The sequence below is a fragment of the Legionella drozanskii LLAP-1 genome, assembly GCF_001467585.1.
Lineage (GTDB): Bacteria > Pseudomonadota > Gammaproteobacteria > Legionellales > Legionellaceae > Tatlockia > Tatlockia drozanskii.
Genome location: NZ_LNXY01000020.1, coordinates 1 through 16,375 on the forward strand (window position 1 = coordinate 1; position 16,375 = coordinate 16,375).

The following is a 16,375-nucleotide window of genomic DNA, read 5'->3' on the forward strand; positions in this document are numbered from 1 at the left end:
TCTCGGATATCAAACACCGACTGAGTTTGGGTTAGTGGCTTAATGTTGGTGTACGGGTTTTCGAGGAAGGATCATTCTCCAACCAAAGGTTAACATTTGATTACTATCAAAAATAAGAAAAAGAGAGGTTGCCACAAGTGATGCAATTAGTATCCCAACCCCTGAAGATGCCCATATAATAGATGTTAGGAAGCTTTTGCCTTTTTCACAGGACTCAATTATTAATGTTGTTGCGCCAATACCTTCACCACCGACAGATAAACCTTGAGCAAGCCTAAGTATTAAAATTGCTAATGGAGCGAGAACTCCTATTTCCTGATACGTTGGTATTAGCCCCATAAACAGAGTAGATACGGTCATAGTAAGCAGAGTTATAAATAACACTTTTTTTCTACCGTATCTATCTCCAATATAACCAAATAAAATTCCACCAAGTGGTCGAATTAAGTAACTTAATATAAAGACAGTGAAATATAACAAAAACGAGACACGTTGATCATTATTAGGAAAAAATAGGTCTGACATTACCTTAGACAGATAAACATAAATGGTAAAATCATACCATTCAAAAACAGTTCCCATGGAACTGAGCAGGACTATAAGGCTAGTTTTCTTCACACATTAACTTCTTAAACCAAACAATGATTTTTATAAACTCAACTACCTCTAAACCTACACTATTTTGTTTATCTAAAGACTCAAATATGTAATCTGTATTAGTCTTAGTAATGATTGATAAAAATTTTTCTCCTTCTACACACCTCACATAAGCAAGACTCTGTAAATATAAATCCAACTCTTTTACATCTACCTGCTTTAAACCAATATAATCACCTATATGGGCTAACGGTTCAAAGCGATTGTCGCCCACAACTAAGACCTCCAATCCTGGATTATTTTGCTTAAAAAATAAAACTTCATTCAATGTCTTCTCATTGACAGGATCAAAATCAATCGATGATGCATAGTCAATTGACTCTTTAAGCATGATGGGAGACTCACCCATTCCACTTAAAAACCATTCAAAGCTGCAATTGATACCATTACTATTTAATAAATCCACTACTCTCTTAATTGCATTGTCAGTGAACCTTTTTTCCCCTATCTCCCACGCTCTTAGAGTATGCCGACTGATCCCAAATTTTATTTCAAAATTTTTCCTAGTTAGCCCCAAATACAATCTAAGTTTTTTCAGTCGAGAAGCCTGATCTGATAAGATCGCAGTTTCTGCCGCCATTATTCCCCCATCAAATAATGAGTTATTATTTTTTTTCTACAAGACAGCAAAAATTTCGTTAAGACATTTTTCTTATTATTTAATAAAATTCGCATTGCTAGGTTATCTCGATATTCCTCTGAAGCCACAGCAATAGCATCGTGATGTTTGCCAAAATAGGTCGATAAAGTTATTCCATGACATAAACCAATATCTGTCCTCATTCCCATTATTTCTCGATATACACGCGGTTGTTCTCTTGACACAAAATCATCCCAAACCAAAATTAAATTCTTACTTTGACGTGAAAATATGTCTAATGGACATTGCTCAATTAAAGGTAAGCCATTGTATTTTTCATTATCATATGTCTTCGCCCATAGCGGATCACTTCTAAAGCTGTACCGAATTTTATTCATATAATCAAAGGTATAAGACATATATGTGACACCGAGATTATGACATAACTCTATAAATAATTTATAGAGTTCTATTTCAATTATGTCATCAAATTCGTGACATTTTGATTTTTCGTATAACTGAACTTTATCTATTACTTGGAAAGTCATTTTTAATAAAACCTGAAACATCATTGTAAATATTTTTGCCTTCCAATGTAGATAGATGCCCGCAATTACTATAGGCTACAAGTTTGGAATCTGTTATTAAATCAAACATTTCATACGAATCTTCAACAGGTAAAATCTGATCATTTTTACCCGAAATAATCAATGTTTGTATATTTATTTCTTGCAATCTATTGGTTAAATCCTCTCTGGATATTATCGCTGTCTGTTGATTTATATAAGCATCAGCCCCAACACTGATCCCCATTCTGATTTCCAGCTCATCAGTCTCTTTGCTTGTTTTAAAGAAACAATATCCCTTAGAGGACTTTAAGACCTCTGAAAATCGCCCTTCTTTCACATACTCAATCATTTCTAAACGATTTGACACAGTTTCTGGAGCAACTGCATGGCTAGAAGTATTTATGAGTACTAACATTTTTATTTGTCTAATGTGCTGTAATGCCAAATTCAAAGCCACATATCCACCCATAGATATACCGATTGCAACAATGCTATTTTCTGCCTCTTGCGCAATCATACTAATTGTATCTTCGGACATTCCAAAGATTGAGTTATTTCTCGAAACATCTGCATCAAAGCAATCAAAATCATTACGTAACAAATTTAAACCACCCCAAACTTCAGAAGTGCAGAGCAAACCAGGAATAAACAGAATTTTCATAGACAAAAGAGTAAAAAATTTACACCAAATATTACACCTCTATTCCTTTATTGTCTAACCACTAAACCTGAATAAATATATTCCGCTATTTCTTTTTATTATTGTTTAAAGCAAGAGTTGAAAAAAATAAAAAAATTGCGGTGGCACTCGTATAAACATTTTAACCCTTAAAGAGACTCATAGTGTAATGTGAGCCAATGTTCGATAAAAGTAACTGTCTCTTCAAGGACTGAAACAGCTTGTTCGTACAGTTTTTCAAACAATTCTCGTTGACCTGATTTCCAATAACGTTCTAGGTATTGGCAGGCATATTTCATACGAATAGTCCCTACATAGACAGCACCACCTTTCATTTTATGAGCTAACTTTTCAACTTGTTCATAGTCTTTAGCTGCAAAAGCGTCTTTCATTCGAGGGAGGTCTTGAGGGATGCTCACATTAATTAAATCTTGCAAGAGCTCAATAAATACTGATTTATTGCCTAAGTTTTTTAAGGTTTGTTCAACTTCTAAGAGAGGAAATTGTTTAAGTGCAAATAGCTCTGCTTCGGTATCGGGTAAGTCGAGTTTAGCTTGTTCTATTTTTTCTCGTTTAACACCTTCAGGATTTCTAATAAAGTGATTTAAGATATTAGACGCATGAGTTTTAGTAATTGGTTTTGATAAAACAGCATCCATACCTGCTTCAATACAAGATTGTTTGTTTTCTTCTGCAGCATGAGCCGTTAAGGCTACGATAGGGGTATGTTCATTGTCTGTTTCTTGTTTTCGAATTTGTCGGGTGACCTCATAGCCATCTGCACCTGCGCCAAGACCTATATCCATAAAGATAAGGTCGTAGTGATTTTGCTTTATTTTTTCAATCGCTTCCTGGCCTGAACTGGCTAGCTCTACGTGACAGTCCATTGAGTTAAGTAAAGTTCTTGCGACTTTTTGAGCGATAGGATTGTCTTCTACAACGAGTACTTTGTTTCGTTTAGCTAAATTCGGATGGTGACTTATTTGAGGAGAGGGTGTTATTAAATAAGGCTTACCTTCAAAATCTGATTCCTCTTCATCAATTCCATCACTATCATCAAGAAGAGATTCTTGAAGAGGAATTAAGCAAGTGAAAGAGGTGCCTTCTCCAATCTTGCTTTTTACATAAATTTCACCATTTAACTCATCAATAAATTGCTTAACGACGTACAACCCTAAACCTGTTCCCTTATAAAGTCCTTCATAAGAAGGAATAAGTCTTTTAAACTGGAGATAAATGTCTTGTTGTTTGTCCTTGGCAATGCCTATCCCTGAATCAGAAACTTTAATTCGAACAATTAAATCCCGTTTTTGAATTTTAGCGAGTTCTACGGTTAGTGTGACATGGCCTTTTTGAGTAAAATTGAGGGCATTGCCAATCAGTTCTGAGATAATTCGCTGTATACGAATTTTATCCCCAATCACAAAGCGGGGTAATTTTTTATCAATAATCGCATTCAAGAGAACTTTCTTTTCAGAAGCTTTTGCTTTATGTAAATCAATCACTTTAGCTAGCAAGGAATTAAAATCAAATTTACGCTTAAGTTTTGGGATTTCTCCTGAACTGACTCTTACTGCCTCTAAAACCTCATCCATTAGGTCAAGCAGGGCATAGCTTGAGGCAATAAGGTTATCAGCATACTCTTTTGTGTGTAGCTCTTTTGATTCTGTTTTCAAAATTTCTGAAAATCCCACTATTCCTGAAAGTGGAGTACGAATATCATGGCGCATATTTGCCAGAAACTCAGTTTTTGCCCGGTCGCCAGCCTCAGCTGCGTCCTTAGCTAACTTAAGCTCATCTTCCATTTTTTTACGTTCTGTTATTTCCGTTGAAATACCAAGCATGCCAATAACGTGGCCACGCTCATCACGTAAGGGCACTTTTTTGGATAGATAAACTAATTTACTTCCATCAGGTTGGTATAGGGGCTCTTCTAGATTCACTGATAGTCCCTGTTCGATGACCTTTCTATCCGATTTTATATAAGAATCAGTAGACTTTTGGTCGTATAAATCCTTATAAGTTTTACCGACTATCTCTTGACGAGAGCCTAAATTAAGAAGCTTCGCCATGTTATTGCTACATCCTTGATAGATATAATCTTTGTTCATCCAGTATACACTTACTGGAATTTGAGAAATGATAATATCCAGATATTGACGATCGTTGAGATTGGAAATAGGGTTTGTTTTGCGAGCGTCCTGAACAATTATTGCATAGCAGAGCTGGTGTTTTGATTTAAGATTAATTGTTACAAGACCCGTGGTGGTTAATTGATCGAGCTCTTCTTGGGTGCATAGCTCTTTTAAGGAGGTTCCTATCACTTTATTTTTTGCAAGAGCGAGTTGTTGTTCTGCAGCGCTATTTAAGTTTTGGATTGTATAGTCACTATTTACTAATAAAATGGATTTTTGAACCATTTGGATTAGCATTGTTAAAGCTTGCTCATCAATAGATGTCATTTCGTCAACGTCCATGAGGTTGGATAAATTTTCAACTTATCAGATTATTATTCTATAGCACAGTATTTAGGGAGTTTAAACTTTCATTCAATTTCTTAGCTAAAATACGGATATTAGGTTCTGAAAACATACTCTCATGGTCGCCCGGTACTAAATGACATAGAATGTTCCCGGAGATGACGTTTTCCCACCAATTTAATGGGGCGTCATAATTAAAAATTTCGGTTAAGATTTCTGCTTTAAATAACATCAAATGACATTTAAGATGAGGGAGCTTATAGTGCATCAACATTTTTTCTCTATGCCATTGTAACTCTAATAAGGCCTCTGAATTAGATATTTGATATTTCAGATGTTGTTCTAGGATGCGCGCATTTTGTTCTCGCATCAATTCTTTGAAATAGTCTTCATTTCTTTGAAGTGCAGGGTATTCTGCCCATCCGTCAAGTGAGATAATGGCTTTTATATTCTCATTCATGTTTTGAAGTTGCTTAGCTATTTCTATAGCAATAGTGCTTCCAAACGAGGCACCTCCAATTAAATAGGGGCCTTTGGGTTGAATGGTTTGAATCGCTTTAATATAAGAACCTGCCATCTGCTCAATGTTATTAAACAATAAATCTTGATGTTCCAATCCGGGATCTTGTAGACCATATAGGGGGAAATCTTCATCAAGGTATTTTTCTAAGTCCTTATACCAAAAGATACTTCCTCCTATGGGATGAATAAAAAATATGGGGGTTCGTATACCCGTTCGCCTAATTGGCACAATAATCCGATCAGAGAATGATAATTCTTTATATTCATTATTTGTTGCTAGCAGTGATTGTTCTATTTCAAGAGCCAAAGAATGAATCGTGGGATGATTAAATAAGAGGCTCATGCTTATATCGATTTTAAACTGGTCTTGAATCTGAGTTATAATGCTCATTGCAACGAGGGAATGCCCTCCTATTTCAAAGAAATTATCATAGATACCTATATCATCTAAATTCATTACTGAGCACCAAATGCTATGTAATTTATTCTCAACCTCATTTTGAGGAGGAAGATGTTCTTTGCTTAAATAAAGTTGCTTTATGGGCGTTAGATCATGTTTTCTATCTAGTTTTCCATTGGATGTTATCAATAATTTTTCGACTACAAAAAATCGAGAGGGGATCATATAGTCAGGAAGCTCATGCTTTAAAAAGTTTCGAATCTCTGTTGCCGTTATGGGGTTATTATCAACAAGGACAAGAAAGGCAGATAAAGAAAGACCTGTGTTATTTATATTTTCTGGTTTTACGAGGCATTGATAAATACATGCTATTTTATCCAGGCATGATTCTATTTCACTGATTTCTATTCGAAATCCTCGTATTTTGACCTGACTGTCTTCTCGTTCATGATATTCGATAATACCCTTAGATTGCCATTTTACTAAATCCCCTGTTTTATAGAGGCGCTTATCTTTAAGATTCTCAAAAGGATTGGGCAGAAATTTTTGTTGGGTTAAGACCTCATTATTGAGGTAGCCATCTGCTAATCCCTCGCCGGAGAGATAGAGTTCTCCTAGTATACCTGTAGGGACTAATTGCAAGCACCTATCCAATATATAAGCTTTCATATTCGAAATAGGCTTTCCTATTCGGTTAATTGGATAATCTGCATCTTTAGGCGAGCATGTATAAGTCAGCGAATCAATCGTTGCTTCCGTCGGGCCATACAAATTATGCAACGCACATGGGGACGCGCACTGTTCATAAAAAGAATGAATAATTTCTGGTAATAATATTTCACCACCACAAAAGACCTGTTTTAGGGAGGTGCAAGAAACAAATCTTGGCGTTAAGGTTATCTCTCTTAACATGGGGGGAACGAGTTGGAGTATTGTTACTTTATTTTTGATGACTAGCTCAATCAACTCGGTGGGGCTTTTGTGTGCATGCACAGGCGCTATCACTAGGGTGCCACCAACCCATAAAGGCATAAAAAATTCCCAAACTGAAGCATCAAACGAGAAGGGTGTTTTTTGTAAAAAAATATCTTTCTGAGTAAAATTGTAAGCGCTTTTCATCCATGTCATATGGTTACAGGCGGCTTTATGAGAAACACATACCCCTTTTGGGGTTCCTGTTGTGCCAGAGGTATATATGATATAGGCTAAATCGGATGGTTGGGTTTTTATGTCCGGTAGCTCAGTATTAAATTCTTGAGATTGTAAGATGGTTTCTACATCGATGATTTTGCCTTCAAATCCCTGGAATCCTTTGTCAGCGAGAGACTCATGTGTCAATAGAAGCGGTGATCCACTATTGTGAAGCATATAATTAATCCGTTTATCGGGATAAGTAGGATCTAGAGGTAAATAGGCAGCTCCTGCTTTTAAAACACCAAGGATGCTTATTAACATATACATGCTTCGGTGAATATAAATGCCTACTATGTCATTCGGTTTAATGCCGTGAGATATCAAACAATGGGCGAGCTGATTAGATTGTTCATGAAGTGTCTTATAAGTGAGTGTATGTCCATTGAACCTTGCGGCGATTGCCTGAGGAACATTGGTAACTTGAGTTTCGATGGCTTGATGAAGTAGGCGACTGAGATCATAAGATTGTTCGGTCTTATTCCATTGAAACAAAAGACAGTCTTTTTCATTTCTTCCAATAATAGACAATTCAAACAGTCTCTTGTCATGATCATGGATAGCATCTTCTAATAAAACGAGCAGATGTTCTTCCATAAAATTAAAAAAACTATATGATTCTTCCCAATCTTTATAGTTAGTTTTGTTATCAATGGTGACGGAAGAGCCATCTTCGGCGATATAGAAATTTAATTTTTTGCAACATTTCGATACAAGAGGCGCTATGGGATCAGCAATAGTAATACTGATATCGATTTCCTCTGCTATGCCATGTAGTTCAGGATAGCGAACTAAAATATCTTTACAGTAGCTATCATTTGGAATGAGACGCTCCTGTTCTTTGTGAATAAAAAATAATACCTCACGAAAACTACTCGAGCTGTCAAAGTGTGATGTTAAGGGGATATGCCTACTTATTAATCCATGAAGTTTGTTTTCATTCTTGTTAGAGACGGGAGTATAATCGAGCGTGAAATTGTTATAGTTGTTAAGACGGTAAATATAAGTCAGTACCAGTCCGACAAGAATAGATTGGGCTAAGATAGAATGTTCATGCGCATATTGGTTTATTTGGCTGAGCAAATGATTAGGCAAGATTACTTTTTTTATTGTCGAATCATTAGTTTTGTAAAGATGAGATAAAAACGAAACGCCACCGTGGACAGATTTTAGGAGTTCTTTCACCCAAAATTTTTCTTTATTGGGCTGATATAACACAGGATTATTAGTTAACTCCTGGATGTGATGAGGCGTCAGTTCAGTAAGAACTTGTCCGACCGATATACTCTTTTGTTTAATAATAGACTCTATGGGGAGTACTTCGCCGCTTAGGCTCATTAACTCGTAAAAAACTATATCTGTTGTAAGTGTCGCAATTTGTAAGTCTGTGGCAGAACAGTGTACGATGGTTCCTGATTCTCTTCCTGATGAAATCCCTAGTTTTCTATATGCTTTAACAATCATAATTTCATCGTGTAGGAGTACCTTTGGGGTAACTAATTCATTTTTATACTCTCCAAAGGTCAATGCCCGACATAGCGTATCAATTGCTTCAGCCGTATTGTTCCATGAAATAAAACCATAAGATTCAGGTTTATTTTTTAAACCATAGTAGGAGCGTGTAGAGAGATCTTGCTTCAATAAGGCTGTAGTGTTTGATGAAAGTTCATCAATTAATTCGTTAAAGGCTTTAACTGCATGTTCATAGCATTTTAGGTTTAAGCTCAATGCCGTTTCATCTTCATTAATGCTAAATCGAGGTTGCTTTAAAATCTCACCCGCATCAACCTGTTCGCACATGATGTGCCAGGTGATCGCATGTTCTTTTTCTTTATTAAGAAGTGCCCAGGTGGTTGCATATAATCCAGCATACTTAGGCAAGGGGCTGTTATGATAATTAATGGCAGCGATGCGGGGATAATTAAGTATTTTAGGCTTAAGAATTGTCCCATTGGCGATACTGAACAAATAATCACAAGGGTTATTTAAACAATGTGTTTCGAAATCTTTAAGACTTCTAACAGAAGGAATAGAATTAAGGCTGCACCATTTTTTAATTTTTCGAGAGGAGGATATTATTCCCAAAATATGGTGGTTTTTTGCACGTATCAATGAGGCACACTCAAGAGTGATATTATCATCGCCGATGAGGTAACAGTTGAATGATTTATTCTGCACGATACATGCCTTTTTGATGGTCTTTGGTTTTCCTATTATAACTCGGCTTATACGGTCTTTTTCATCAACAACTATTATTGAGTGTAATTTAATCAATTTCTGATACAAACTTAGCCTTTTCCATAAAGATGATAGACAACGTATTTCAATTGACGATGATAGATTGCCGATTCATTTTAATTTAAACTTAAGTGTTTTTTTGCTAATCCCTGCAAGTTACTGAAGCGAAGAAAAAAGCAGATACTATTTTTCAAAGCCACCGCACAACTTTTCCGTTTAAAACTCACATTCTTCGAAACTGTTATTCAATTTGTCTTAGTACTAAAAAACAATTAATTTTATACTCCAAAGCCTTATATCTGCTTAAAACTTTTCAAATGAATTTCGGAAGAAAGAAAGTTTGGTTAAGATGGTTTTTTAGGAGCAAACATCGAGAAGTGCATGTGTCCAGAGCTTTCAAAAAAGCAATCTTAAAATCAAAAACAGCGCCTCATTTAAAAGAGTTTGAAGTAATTATACTATCACTGTCGTCCAATCAAACCCTATAGTTTGTATCAATAGGTTTGGTAGACGATAAGCAATTTTCTTTTGCGCGAATTATGGTATGCGATATTTGCAGAGCGCTATGAAATTTCCCTCCTTCTTACTTTAGATGAATGCGGATTGTATCTATATTATGAAAAATAAAAATAATTAAGGCTTTTATATCTGAAGAGATTTCAGATAAGCGCTTTAAACCACAGTCTCATCTCAAATAACATTCTCTAATTAAATGAATAATAACGCATTTTAAAAAAAAGCATACTGACAAAATCTGTCATAGTGAAAGATTAATATATCGTCCTCAGTATTTAAAAGGAGTCATCGATATGTCGTTTAGTGAGCCTAAATTAGCAACTCTTAAAAGCTTTATTGTTTCTGGTTTAAGTGTGCGGACTAAAAACAGTGAGGAGTTTAATCAGAGTACGGCAAAGTTGCCTAAGCTTTGGGAGGATTTTGGAGGGGTTGTGCATAACCTATCTGGTTCGAAGGAATTCTCAGAGGTATTTGGGGTGTATTCCGATTATGATTTTGATGCGACAGGGTATTATAAAGTCACCGTTGGGATTCCTGTGAAGTCTTGGCAAATATCACCTGAGTTTTCGACTGTCATCATTCAAGCGGGTAACTATTTAGTTTTTAGTGGGAAGGGGGAAATGCCTAAAACTGTTATCGAAATTTGGTTGAGGATTTGGTCTTTTTTTGAATCGCGTGTTGAGTATACACGTAATTTTATTTCTGATTTTGAGCGATATCGCGGGGATGAAATTGATATTCATATCGGTATAACAAGTTAAAATTTTCAGTTGAATTCACATTTTGGGCGTGAAATTATTTAGTCCGAAAGGTATCGATGGTCGGAAGATCCTTTTGTTTGGATTAACTTTCATGCCTGGGAAGTCTCCCATTTATTTAAAATGCAAGCCCTTGATTAGCTCTAATTAAGAATGGTTGTCCGAAAGGAGCTAAAAAGCATTTTCTGTTTTTTCAATATATCTTTTTTATTCATCAGCCTATCTCTTTTAACAAGCAAGGTCATTAATTTTCCATTCACTTTATAATCAACTGCAATTTTATTTAAACACAGTTAATAATATCTTAACAAATTGAGACTATATTGTACTTATAAAGTATAGATAGAGGTGAATGCAATGAAGTTGATACAGGTGTATGTAAGAAATGATTGGCTCCAGCAAAATACCAATCGTCAGAAATTTAGAGAAGTGGAACCAAAAGATGTGTTGTCAATTTCTGCGAAAGTATTGAAAGCCGCTCCACTGCTAACTATTGCGACTGCTGGCATGAGCAAAGGTATGTTGACTCAGAGTATGAGTTTGCTCAATTTTAGTATGCACATTTTAAAACAAGCCCATACAGGTATAGGAAATGTAGGAAAAAATAAAGGTTGTTCTTTTTATGAAGACATTGATTTACTTAAGCAGAAAAAACTTGCAGGAACACTCGATGGGCACCCTGAATTACCCTATGCTAAATTGTGGTTAGCAACGGACGAGGATTCGTCTGTAATTGAAACAGGGGTCTTGTTCTATAGCAAAACAGAAGCAGCTAAGTTTGCAGAAATGTATTCTAGTTTAGATAAATATACTCAATCCGGTTTTTATAAATATAAAGGTATTTCTGTTCAAATCAAAGAAGATGACCTTCCGACCTTTGAAAAGGAAATGCTTGATTATCTCAAAGTTCGTGAAAATCGATTGTGGTCTCAGCTTATTCAGACCCAAGCAGTGAGTGGTGAGCATTTTATAGCGAATTATACGGATGAATATGTGGCTACTACAGAGCTTAGCGAAACATCGGTAATACAAATCGATTTTCCTGAAACGGTGAGTCAAAAAGAGTTAGAAAAGTATTTCCCAGAAACTTTGAAATCTCTGGTAAAAGAAGAAGAGAAGAAACTATCATCCGCAAACATAGCTGAATTTGAAAGTACCAATGTCTATGAAGCGCTTGTTCAAAACGTTGAAGAGTTGAGTGATTCAGAGCTCGAAGATAGCGAAATCGAGGTAGATGAATTTAGTGGCTACGGAGCAGAGCTTGAAGAGGTTGAATCAGCGTCTGAAGAATATGAAAAAGAAACGGAGAAGGGAAAAGAAAAGCCAAAGTCTTATTTAAATAAAAACAAGGAAGAGGTTGTCTCTCCAACAACGACCTCTGCTCAGTCAGCTAGTTCAGGACTAAGTTCTCAAGCCGAAGGCCAATTAATTAAAGAAAGCTCCTTTCAGTCTTCATCGGTTGATTCCGATATAAATCCTCAAGCCAGCGGGAAACTCTCTAAGAAAAGCCCTTTGGTTCAATCTATGAGTGAAGGAATTTTCAAAACGAAAGAAAAAGAGGCTAAAACCGATGAATTGACTCCAGATTCTGAGTCTGATGCAACCTTAAAACATTAATAACTTTAGGCATTAAAATTTGATTGATTGGTCAATATGAGTTAATATTGGCCATCTGGATTTTTAATGTGCAAAGGTTATGCGTAATAAAAATGAACAAAGATCTCCAAATGATAGAGCTGTTCGAGATCCTAGAAACACTCGACCCAATACAAAAATGGATAAATTACCGCCAGCGATCAATGGTGCAATAAAAAACCAACTTGAATTCATGCGGCAATATTTGAGTGAAAAAGGTTCGGATGTATTATTACAAGAAAGAGAAGTCATAACAAATGGGACTGCTCTTCATCTGGCTGCTTTTTGTGGTCATCTCAATATGTTAAGGTTTCTAGTCGATTTTGCAGGTAAACAAAATTTACTTGAGGTTAACAAAGAGGGTTGTTCAGTTTTAGATACCACACTTGATAGTCCAAGACGATCAGCTGGGGTTTTTATCTATCTTTTATTTGAAGTGAAGGTTCCTTTTAATGATAAGAAGACCTTAGATTTGCTGAAGAAAAAGAAAGACCTTTTTATTGAAGAAATTAAAAAAGATTTTCCAGAGACGAACCAATTTCCAAGCAAATCAGCTTTTTATCTAGCACAATTAGAAGACTTATTACGCCATGCGGATGAACCTGAATGGACCAAAAAGAGAGAGGCTAACTTTAATTTGCCTAAAGTCCTGAGTTTGTTTCAGTACGCTACTCGCTCAAGTTTCTTTCTTAAAGATCTCAAGGAAAAAATGGAAATTTTACCTATGGATATTCAAGAGAAAATGACCGACCAGATGTGGCTTGATGGTCAGGATGAACTACTTGAGACATTTAAATTAAAGTAAATCGAAAGTCTTGAATCAATAGAACTAGATTTCATTAAAATTTCGTCGCTTCATGTACTCTATTAAGTTTTTCGGACGATAAGTCTTATCATTTAAATATCGCTCTAGTACTGAGGAATGAAGTGATTGACAGCTTTCTTTTCTTGAGTCTGCGATTTTTTGATCGATCGGTCTTAAATACGGGGGGTATAATATCCTCTACCGCATAAGTTCCGCGAAAAAGAGTGATTCAATCTGTCGCGGCTGTGATGCAGGTGAGCGTGAATTGTAGAGTTTGAAAGCCTGATCGATTTTATCAATTTCATTGGGTCGAAGAATTCCGCAATTGCGAATCATTCTAGCCTAGGTTCTTACGGTGAAAGCGCCTCGACTAACTCGACTAAAGCCAAAAAAGAATAACTCATCGCCAATTTCGTAATTGTGAACAAGATAGCGGTAGGCATTTAACAGGGTTTCAAACAAACCGTTTCCAGTAATGCCATCAATAAGTCGATTTAATCGGCTTCCAGAAGTATCAATCCCCATTTCATAAAACATCATCTGCTTGACGCCGGTGTTAGTTGTTAAAACGGCGCCAGCAATCTTTGCGACATTGGTTTTTACCGGTACGCCATTGATATTATATCGGGAGAATCCCATGTACCATCACAGCAGATAACGATGCGTTTCACGAACCTGATCCCTTTACCAATAATTATCGAGTAGCGTATACAATAATTCCACCAATTTTCTGTTCTCTGAGATCGATTAGTAGCTGGTGATAACTATCACGCATTGTCTTAAACAAAGACAGGTCAAACTGTGAGAGGATCGCTTCTTTTTTGGTCTCGAAATAGTGTAGCAATTGAACATACCAATGTTCGAATTGAGTACTAACGTCTAAACTCGTTTTATAATGCCAGCCTGCTACTGAGAGTTGTTCTTTTAATTCAGGTAAATAAATAGGATGAAATCTCGAAGCAGTTTTGGACCAAGAAAACGGACTTTCAAGAGGTGAGGCATGGGGACGGGAATAATCAAAAATCATTAAATTGCATCCCTTGTCTGCCAAACCTGCAAATTGATGAAGCGCATTTTGTTGCGAGGAAAAGCAAAAGAAAGAGCTAAAACAATAAATGACATTGAAGGTTTGCGATATTTCCGCCTGTAAAATATCGCCCTGAACAAAAGAGACTTCTGGATAATGTTTTTTGGCATACTGTATGAGCTCATTATCCAAATCAATACCAGTAATTTCACCCCAATTTCGTTGTTGCAAATAATGTGCGGTCCCGCCTAAACCACAGCCGACATCAAGAAGACGCTGTGACTTGTTTTTGGGAATGGGTGCCATAGCGAGCTGAATCGCTTCAACCTCACCAGGATGAGCAAAGTCACCATGTCGGGCATAAGAGAGTAATTGCTTGGTTTGACTCATATTTTTCTCAAATTTGAAGTGAATAATTAAACTAGCATTTTTTGCGAACAAGTTTAATCTTTATTAACTAATTCCTTAATTTTGACCAATAGACAATAAGATTAGGACAGAATACAATCAATTGGTGCTAATTATATATTAAGGAATCATATGTTAAGGAAAACACATGTAATTGGACTAGTCTCTTTGTTAGCTGCAAACCCCTGTTTTTCTGGTTTTTATGTTGGCGGTGCTTTTGGTCCCGAAGCTGCAAGATTTAGTCAAAAAGCACATGTCCAGCGCTTGGGGACATTCGATGTAGTGGCCAAGCAACGTTTAGGAGGAGCAGGTTTTTTTGGTACTATTTTTGCGGGATTTAGTTATATCTATAAGCAAATTTTTATAGCAGCTGAAGTCAATGGAACGCTGAGTTCAGTCGAATATAAATTAACCAATGATGAATATCTCAATCTGAACTTCCAGAAAAACAGATTCACTATCAGAAACAGTTATGGTGTGAGTGCATTGCCAGGCTTTCTTATTTCTCCCGATACTACACTCTATGGCCGTATTGGCTATGCCAATGGTAGGGTGGAAATCTTTGAAGGGGCAGACCCATCAATACAAAGTTCTAGATCCAGAAAAAGTGGCCTGCGCTGGGGGGCTGGAATTCGCCATGCTTTCACAGAGAAACTTTCTGTGATGGTTGACTTTAGTGCAATCACTTATCGAAGTGTCTACAGCTTTGTTTATGATCCCAATGGTCAGGTCACTAAATCTACAAAAATCACACCCCAAACAGGTCAGGTGGCTTTTGGTCTAATCTACCGATTCGATGCCCCACCGCCACCAGTTTATGTAAAATAATCGTGTAGGTTGGGCCAAGGCCTGCCCAACCGCTTTCACGGCGCAAACTAGAGAGAAAATCCGCGTAATAAAACGCTCATTTACCGTATATTTTATTATCAAGCCAGTTAAATAATAATTTCTGTGTCGACTCCGGTGCTTCATCAATACTTTGTAGGCATATAAATGGAATATTATTTTTCTTGTCTGCCCGCGCTAATCGTGACTTAATTTTAGCCAGGGAATGAAAGCCACCGTTTACTGTTATTACTTTTAGTGAAGAGTCGAAAATGACATTTCCCCTTTGAATTTCTTGATGTTGAATCAAGGAAATGGGCCAAAATTGTTTAAGATCACGCAGAGGGTGGCTTAAATTTTCGGATAGTAATTGGGGATTTTCTTGAAAACAACGTTCAAAAATTGTTTTCTTAACCGGATAGGGTGCATGGGGGAGATGAAAAAAACGCTTATGAAAACCTGCTAGCCTCGCACTTTTTTCTTGTACTGCTCGATGCGGGTTATTTATTGCCCAGTTTTGCCTGGTTTTCAGGAAATAATTTTTTACCTTATTATGCCATTTTTGTTCAAACTGAACGCTCCATTCGCCACGCAAGACTAGTTTATTATCACGAAAGAAATCTTCTGGGAACACAGGACGAATCAGCGAAAAATCATCATTAAAATAAATAAATTGCTCAGAGAGCCCCGGGATGCGCCATAAAACGGTTTCGATGGTTAAGCTATTAAAAGTGGGTAAATAGTTTTCAAACCCGTAGAAGATATCACGATGATCAATAAGTTTTACCTTAGCTGCATGAGCAGTTCCTTCCAATTGCTTGATAATAGGAGGAATTTGATTATCAGTGACAATATAAATGGTTCTAAGCCAAGGTGCAAAGCGCAGCAGAGAACTCACACAGTAACTCAGTTCCCCACGCTCATTAAATCGAGTAGGTGCAGCACCTGCTGAACGTTTGATGCCGTGCTGTAGGCAGTAATTCGTTAATTTTTCAGCGTGCGCTTTATCACTACCATCGACCCAGGTAATGACCGCATCCACTGCTTCATTAGAAACCATTAGAAGCTCAAACCATTATTTAAAA

Annotated in this window: 13 protein-coding genes; 4 read left to right on the top strand and 9 right to left on the bottom strand. The window is 36.6% G+C overall.

The genetic code is table 11. From position 1 onward, the window contains the following. Window positions 1–39: 39 nt before the first annotated feature. From Ldro_RS04325 to Ldro_RS04350, 6 genes are all read right to left on the bottom strand, one after another. Entirely contained in the window at window positions 40–618 is a 579-nt protein-coding gene (locus Ldro_RS04325) for an MFS transporter (RefSeq protein ID WP_058495195.1), read from the bottom strand. Further along, window positions 605–1,237, bottom strand: coding sequence for a helix-turn-helix domain-containing protein (locus tag Ldro_RS04330; RefSeq protein WP_058495196.1), 633 nt, complete (start codon window positions 1,235–1,237; stop codon window positions 605–607). The genes Ldro_RS04325 and Ldro_RS04330 overlap by 14 nt, the downstream gene beginning before the upstream one ends. Then, window positions 1,237–1,785, bottom strand: coding sequence for a hypothetical protein (locus Ldro_RS04335; RefSeq protein WP_131764393.1), 549 nt, complete (start codon window positions 1,783–1,785; stop codon window positions 1,237–1,239). Before Ldro_RS04335 ends, Ldro_RS04330 begins: the two co-directional genes overlap by 1 nt. Beyond that, window positions 1,763–2,467 (bottom strand): alpha/beta fold hydrolase, encoded by a 705-nt coding sequence (locus Ldro_RS04340; protein WP_058495198.1) that lies wholly within the window; start codon window positions 2,465–2,467, stop codon window positions 1,763–1,765. Before Ldro_RS04340 ends, Ldro_RS04335 begins: the two co-directional genes overlap by 23 nt. Window positions 2,468–2,634: 167 nt before the next feature. Next, entirely contained in the window at window positions 2,635–4,947 is a 2,313-nt protein-coding gene (locus tag Ldro_RS04345) for a response regulator (protein WP_238583964.1), read from the bottom strand. Between the two features lie 52 nt (window positions 4,948–4,999). Further along, window positions 5,000–9,256, bottom strand: a complete 4,257-nt coding sequence (locus Ldro_RS04350) for an amino acid adenylation domain-containing protein (protein WP_058495199.1) — start codon at window positions 9,254–9,256, stop codon at window positions 5,000–5,002. 869 nt (window positions 9,257–10,125) lie between these two features. Between Ldro_RS04350 and Ldro_RS04355 the strand changes: the two genes are divergently transcribed. From Ldro_RS04355 to Ldro_RS04365, 3 genes are all read left to right on the top strand, one after another. Next, complete coding sequence (locus tag Ldro_RS04355; protein WP_058495200.1) at window positions 10,126–10,593, top strand: GyrI-like domain-containing protein; 468 nt, start codon at window positions 10,126–10,128, stop codon at window positions 10,591–10,593. A gap of 345 nt (window positions 10,594–10,938) precedes the next feature. After that, window positions 10,939–12,207: a hypothetical protein gene (locus Ldro_RS04360; protein WP_157066460.1), complete on the top strand. Its 1,269-nt coding sequence runs from the start codon at window positions 10,939–10,941 to the stop codon at window positions 12,205–12,207. Between the two features lie 79 nt (window positions 12,208–12,286). After that, entirely contained in the window at window positions 12,287–13,030 is a 744-nt protein-coding gene (locus tag Ldro_RS04365; RefSeq protein ID WP_058495202.1) for an ankyrin repeat domain-containing protein, read from the top strand. 342 nt (window positions 13,031–13,372) lie between these two features. Here Ldro_RS04365 and Ldro_RS04370 read toward each other — a convergent pair whose 3' ends face one another. Beyond that, window positions 13,373–13,669: a phospholipase effector Tle1 domain-containing protein gene (locus Ldro_RS04370; protein WP_058495203.1), complete on the bottom strand. Its 297-nt coding sequence runs from the start codon at window positions 13,667–13,669 to the stop codon at window positions 13,373–13,375. 55 nt (window positions 13,670–13,724) lie between these two features. Beyond that, the gene (locus Ldro_RS04375; protein WP_083497926.1) at window positions 13,725–14,447 is read right to left on the bottom strand and encodes a class I SAM-dependent methyltransferase; all 723 of its coding nucleotides are present in this window, start codon (window positions 14,445–14,447) and stop codon (window positions 13,725–13,727) included. A gap of 150 nt (window positions 14,448–14,597) precedes the next feature. On the opposite strand from Ldro_RS04375, the gene Ldro_RS04380 reads away from it, so the two are divergent. Further along, window positions 14,598–15,293 carry an outer membrane protein gene (locus Ldro_RS04380; RefSeq protein WP_058495205.1) on the top strand — a complete coding sequence of 232 codons (696 nt, stop codon included), beginning with the start codon at window positions 14,598–14,600 and terminating at the stop codon, window positions 15,291–15,293. Window positions 15,294–15,369: 76 nt separating this feature from the next. Here the strand turns inward: Ldro_RS04380 and Ldro_RS04385 are convergent, their stop codons facing one another. Then, window positions 15,370–16,350, bottom strand: a complete 981-nt coding sequence (locus tag Ldro_RS04385; protein WP_058495206.1) for a Stealth CR1 domain-containing protein — start codon at window positions 16,348–16,350, stop codon at window positions 15,370–15,372. Window positions 16,351–16,375: the final 25 nt, after the last annotated feature.

What these genes read in the sequence shown, in the direction of transcription:
- Ldro_RS04330 (WP_058495196.1), bottom strand. Translation starts at nt 1,237, where the DNA reads ATGGCGGCAGAAACTGCGATCTTATCAGATCAGGCTTCTCGACTGAAA.
- Ldro_RS04335 (WP_131764393.1), bottom strand. Translation starts at nt 1,785, where the DNA reads ATGACTTTCCAAGTAATAGATAAAGTTCAGTTATACGAAAAATCAAAA.
- Ldro_RS04340 (WP_058495198.1), bottom strand. Translation starts at nt 2,467, where the DNA reads ATGAAAATTCTGTTTATTCCTGGTTTGCTCTGCACTTCTGAAGTTTGG.
- Ldro_RS04345 (WP_238583964.1), bottom strand. Translation starts at nt 4,947, where the DNA reads ATGACATCTATTGATGAGCAAGCTTTAACAATGCTAATCCAAATGGTT.
- Ldro_RS04355 (WP_058495200.1), top strand. Translation starts at nt 10,126, where the DNA reads ATGTCGTTTAGTGAGCCTAAATTAGCAACTCTTAAAAGCTTTATTGTT.
- Ldro_RS04365 (WP_058495202.1), top strand. Translation starts at nt 12,287, where the DNA reads ATGCGTAATAAAAATGAACAAAGATCTCCAAATGATAGAGCTGTTCGA.
- Ldro_RS04370 (WP_058495203.1), bottom strand. Translation starts at nt 13,669, where the DNA reads ATGGGATTCTCCCGATATAATATCAATGGCGTACCGGTAAAAACCAAT.
- Ldro_RS04375 (WP_083497926.1), bottom strand. Translation starts at nt 14,447, where the DNA reads ATGAGTCAAACCAAGCAATTACTCTCTTATGCCCGACATGGTGACTTT.
- Ldro_RS04380 (WP_058495205.1), top strand. Translation starts at nt 14,598, where the DNA reads ATGTTAAGGAAAACACATGTAATTGGACTAGTCTCTTTGTTAGCTGCA.
- Ldro_RS04385 (WP_058495206.1), bottom strand. Translation starts at nt 16,350, where the DNA reads ATGGTTTCTAATGAAGCAGTGGATGCGGTCATTACCTGGGTCGATGGT.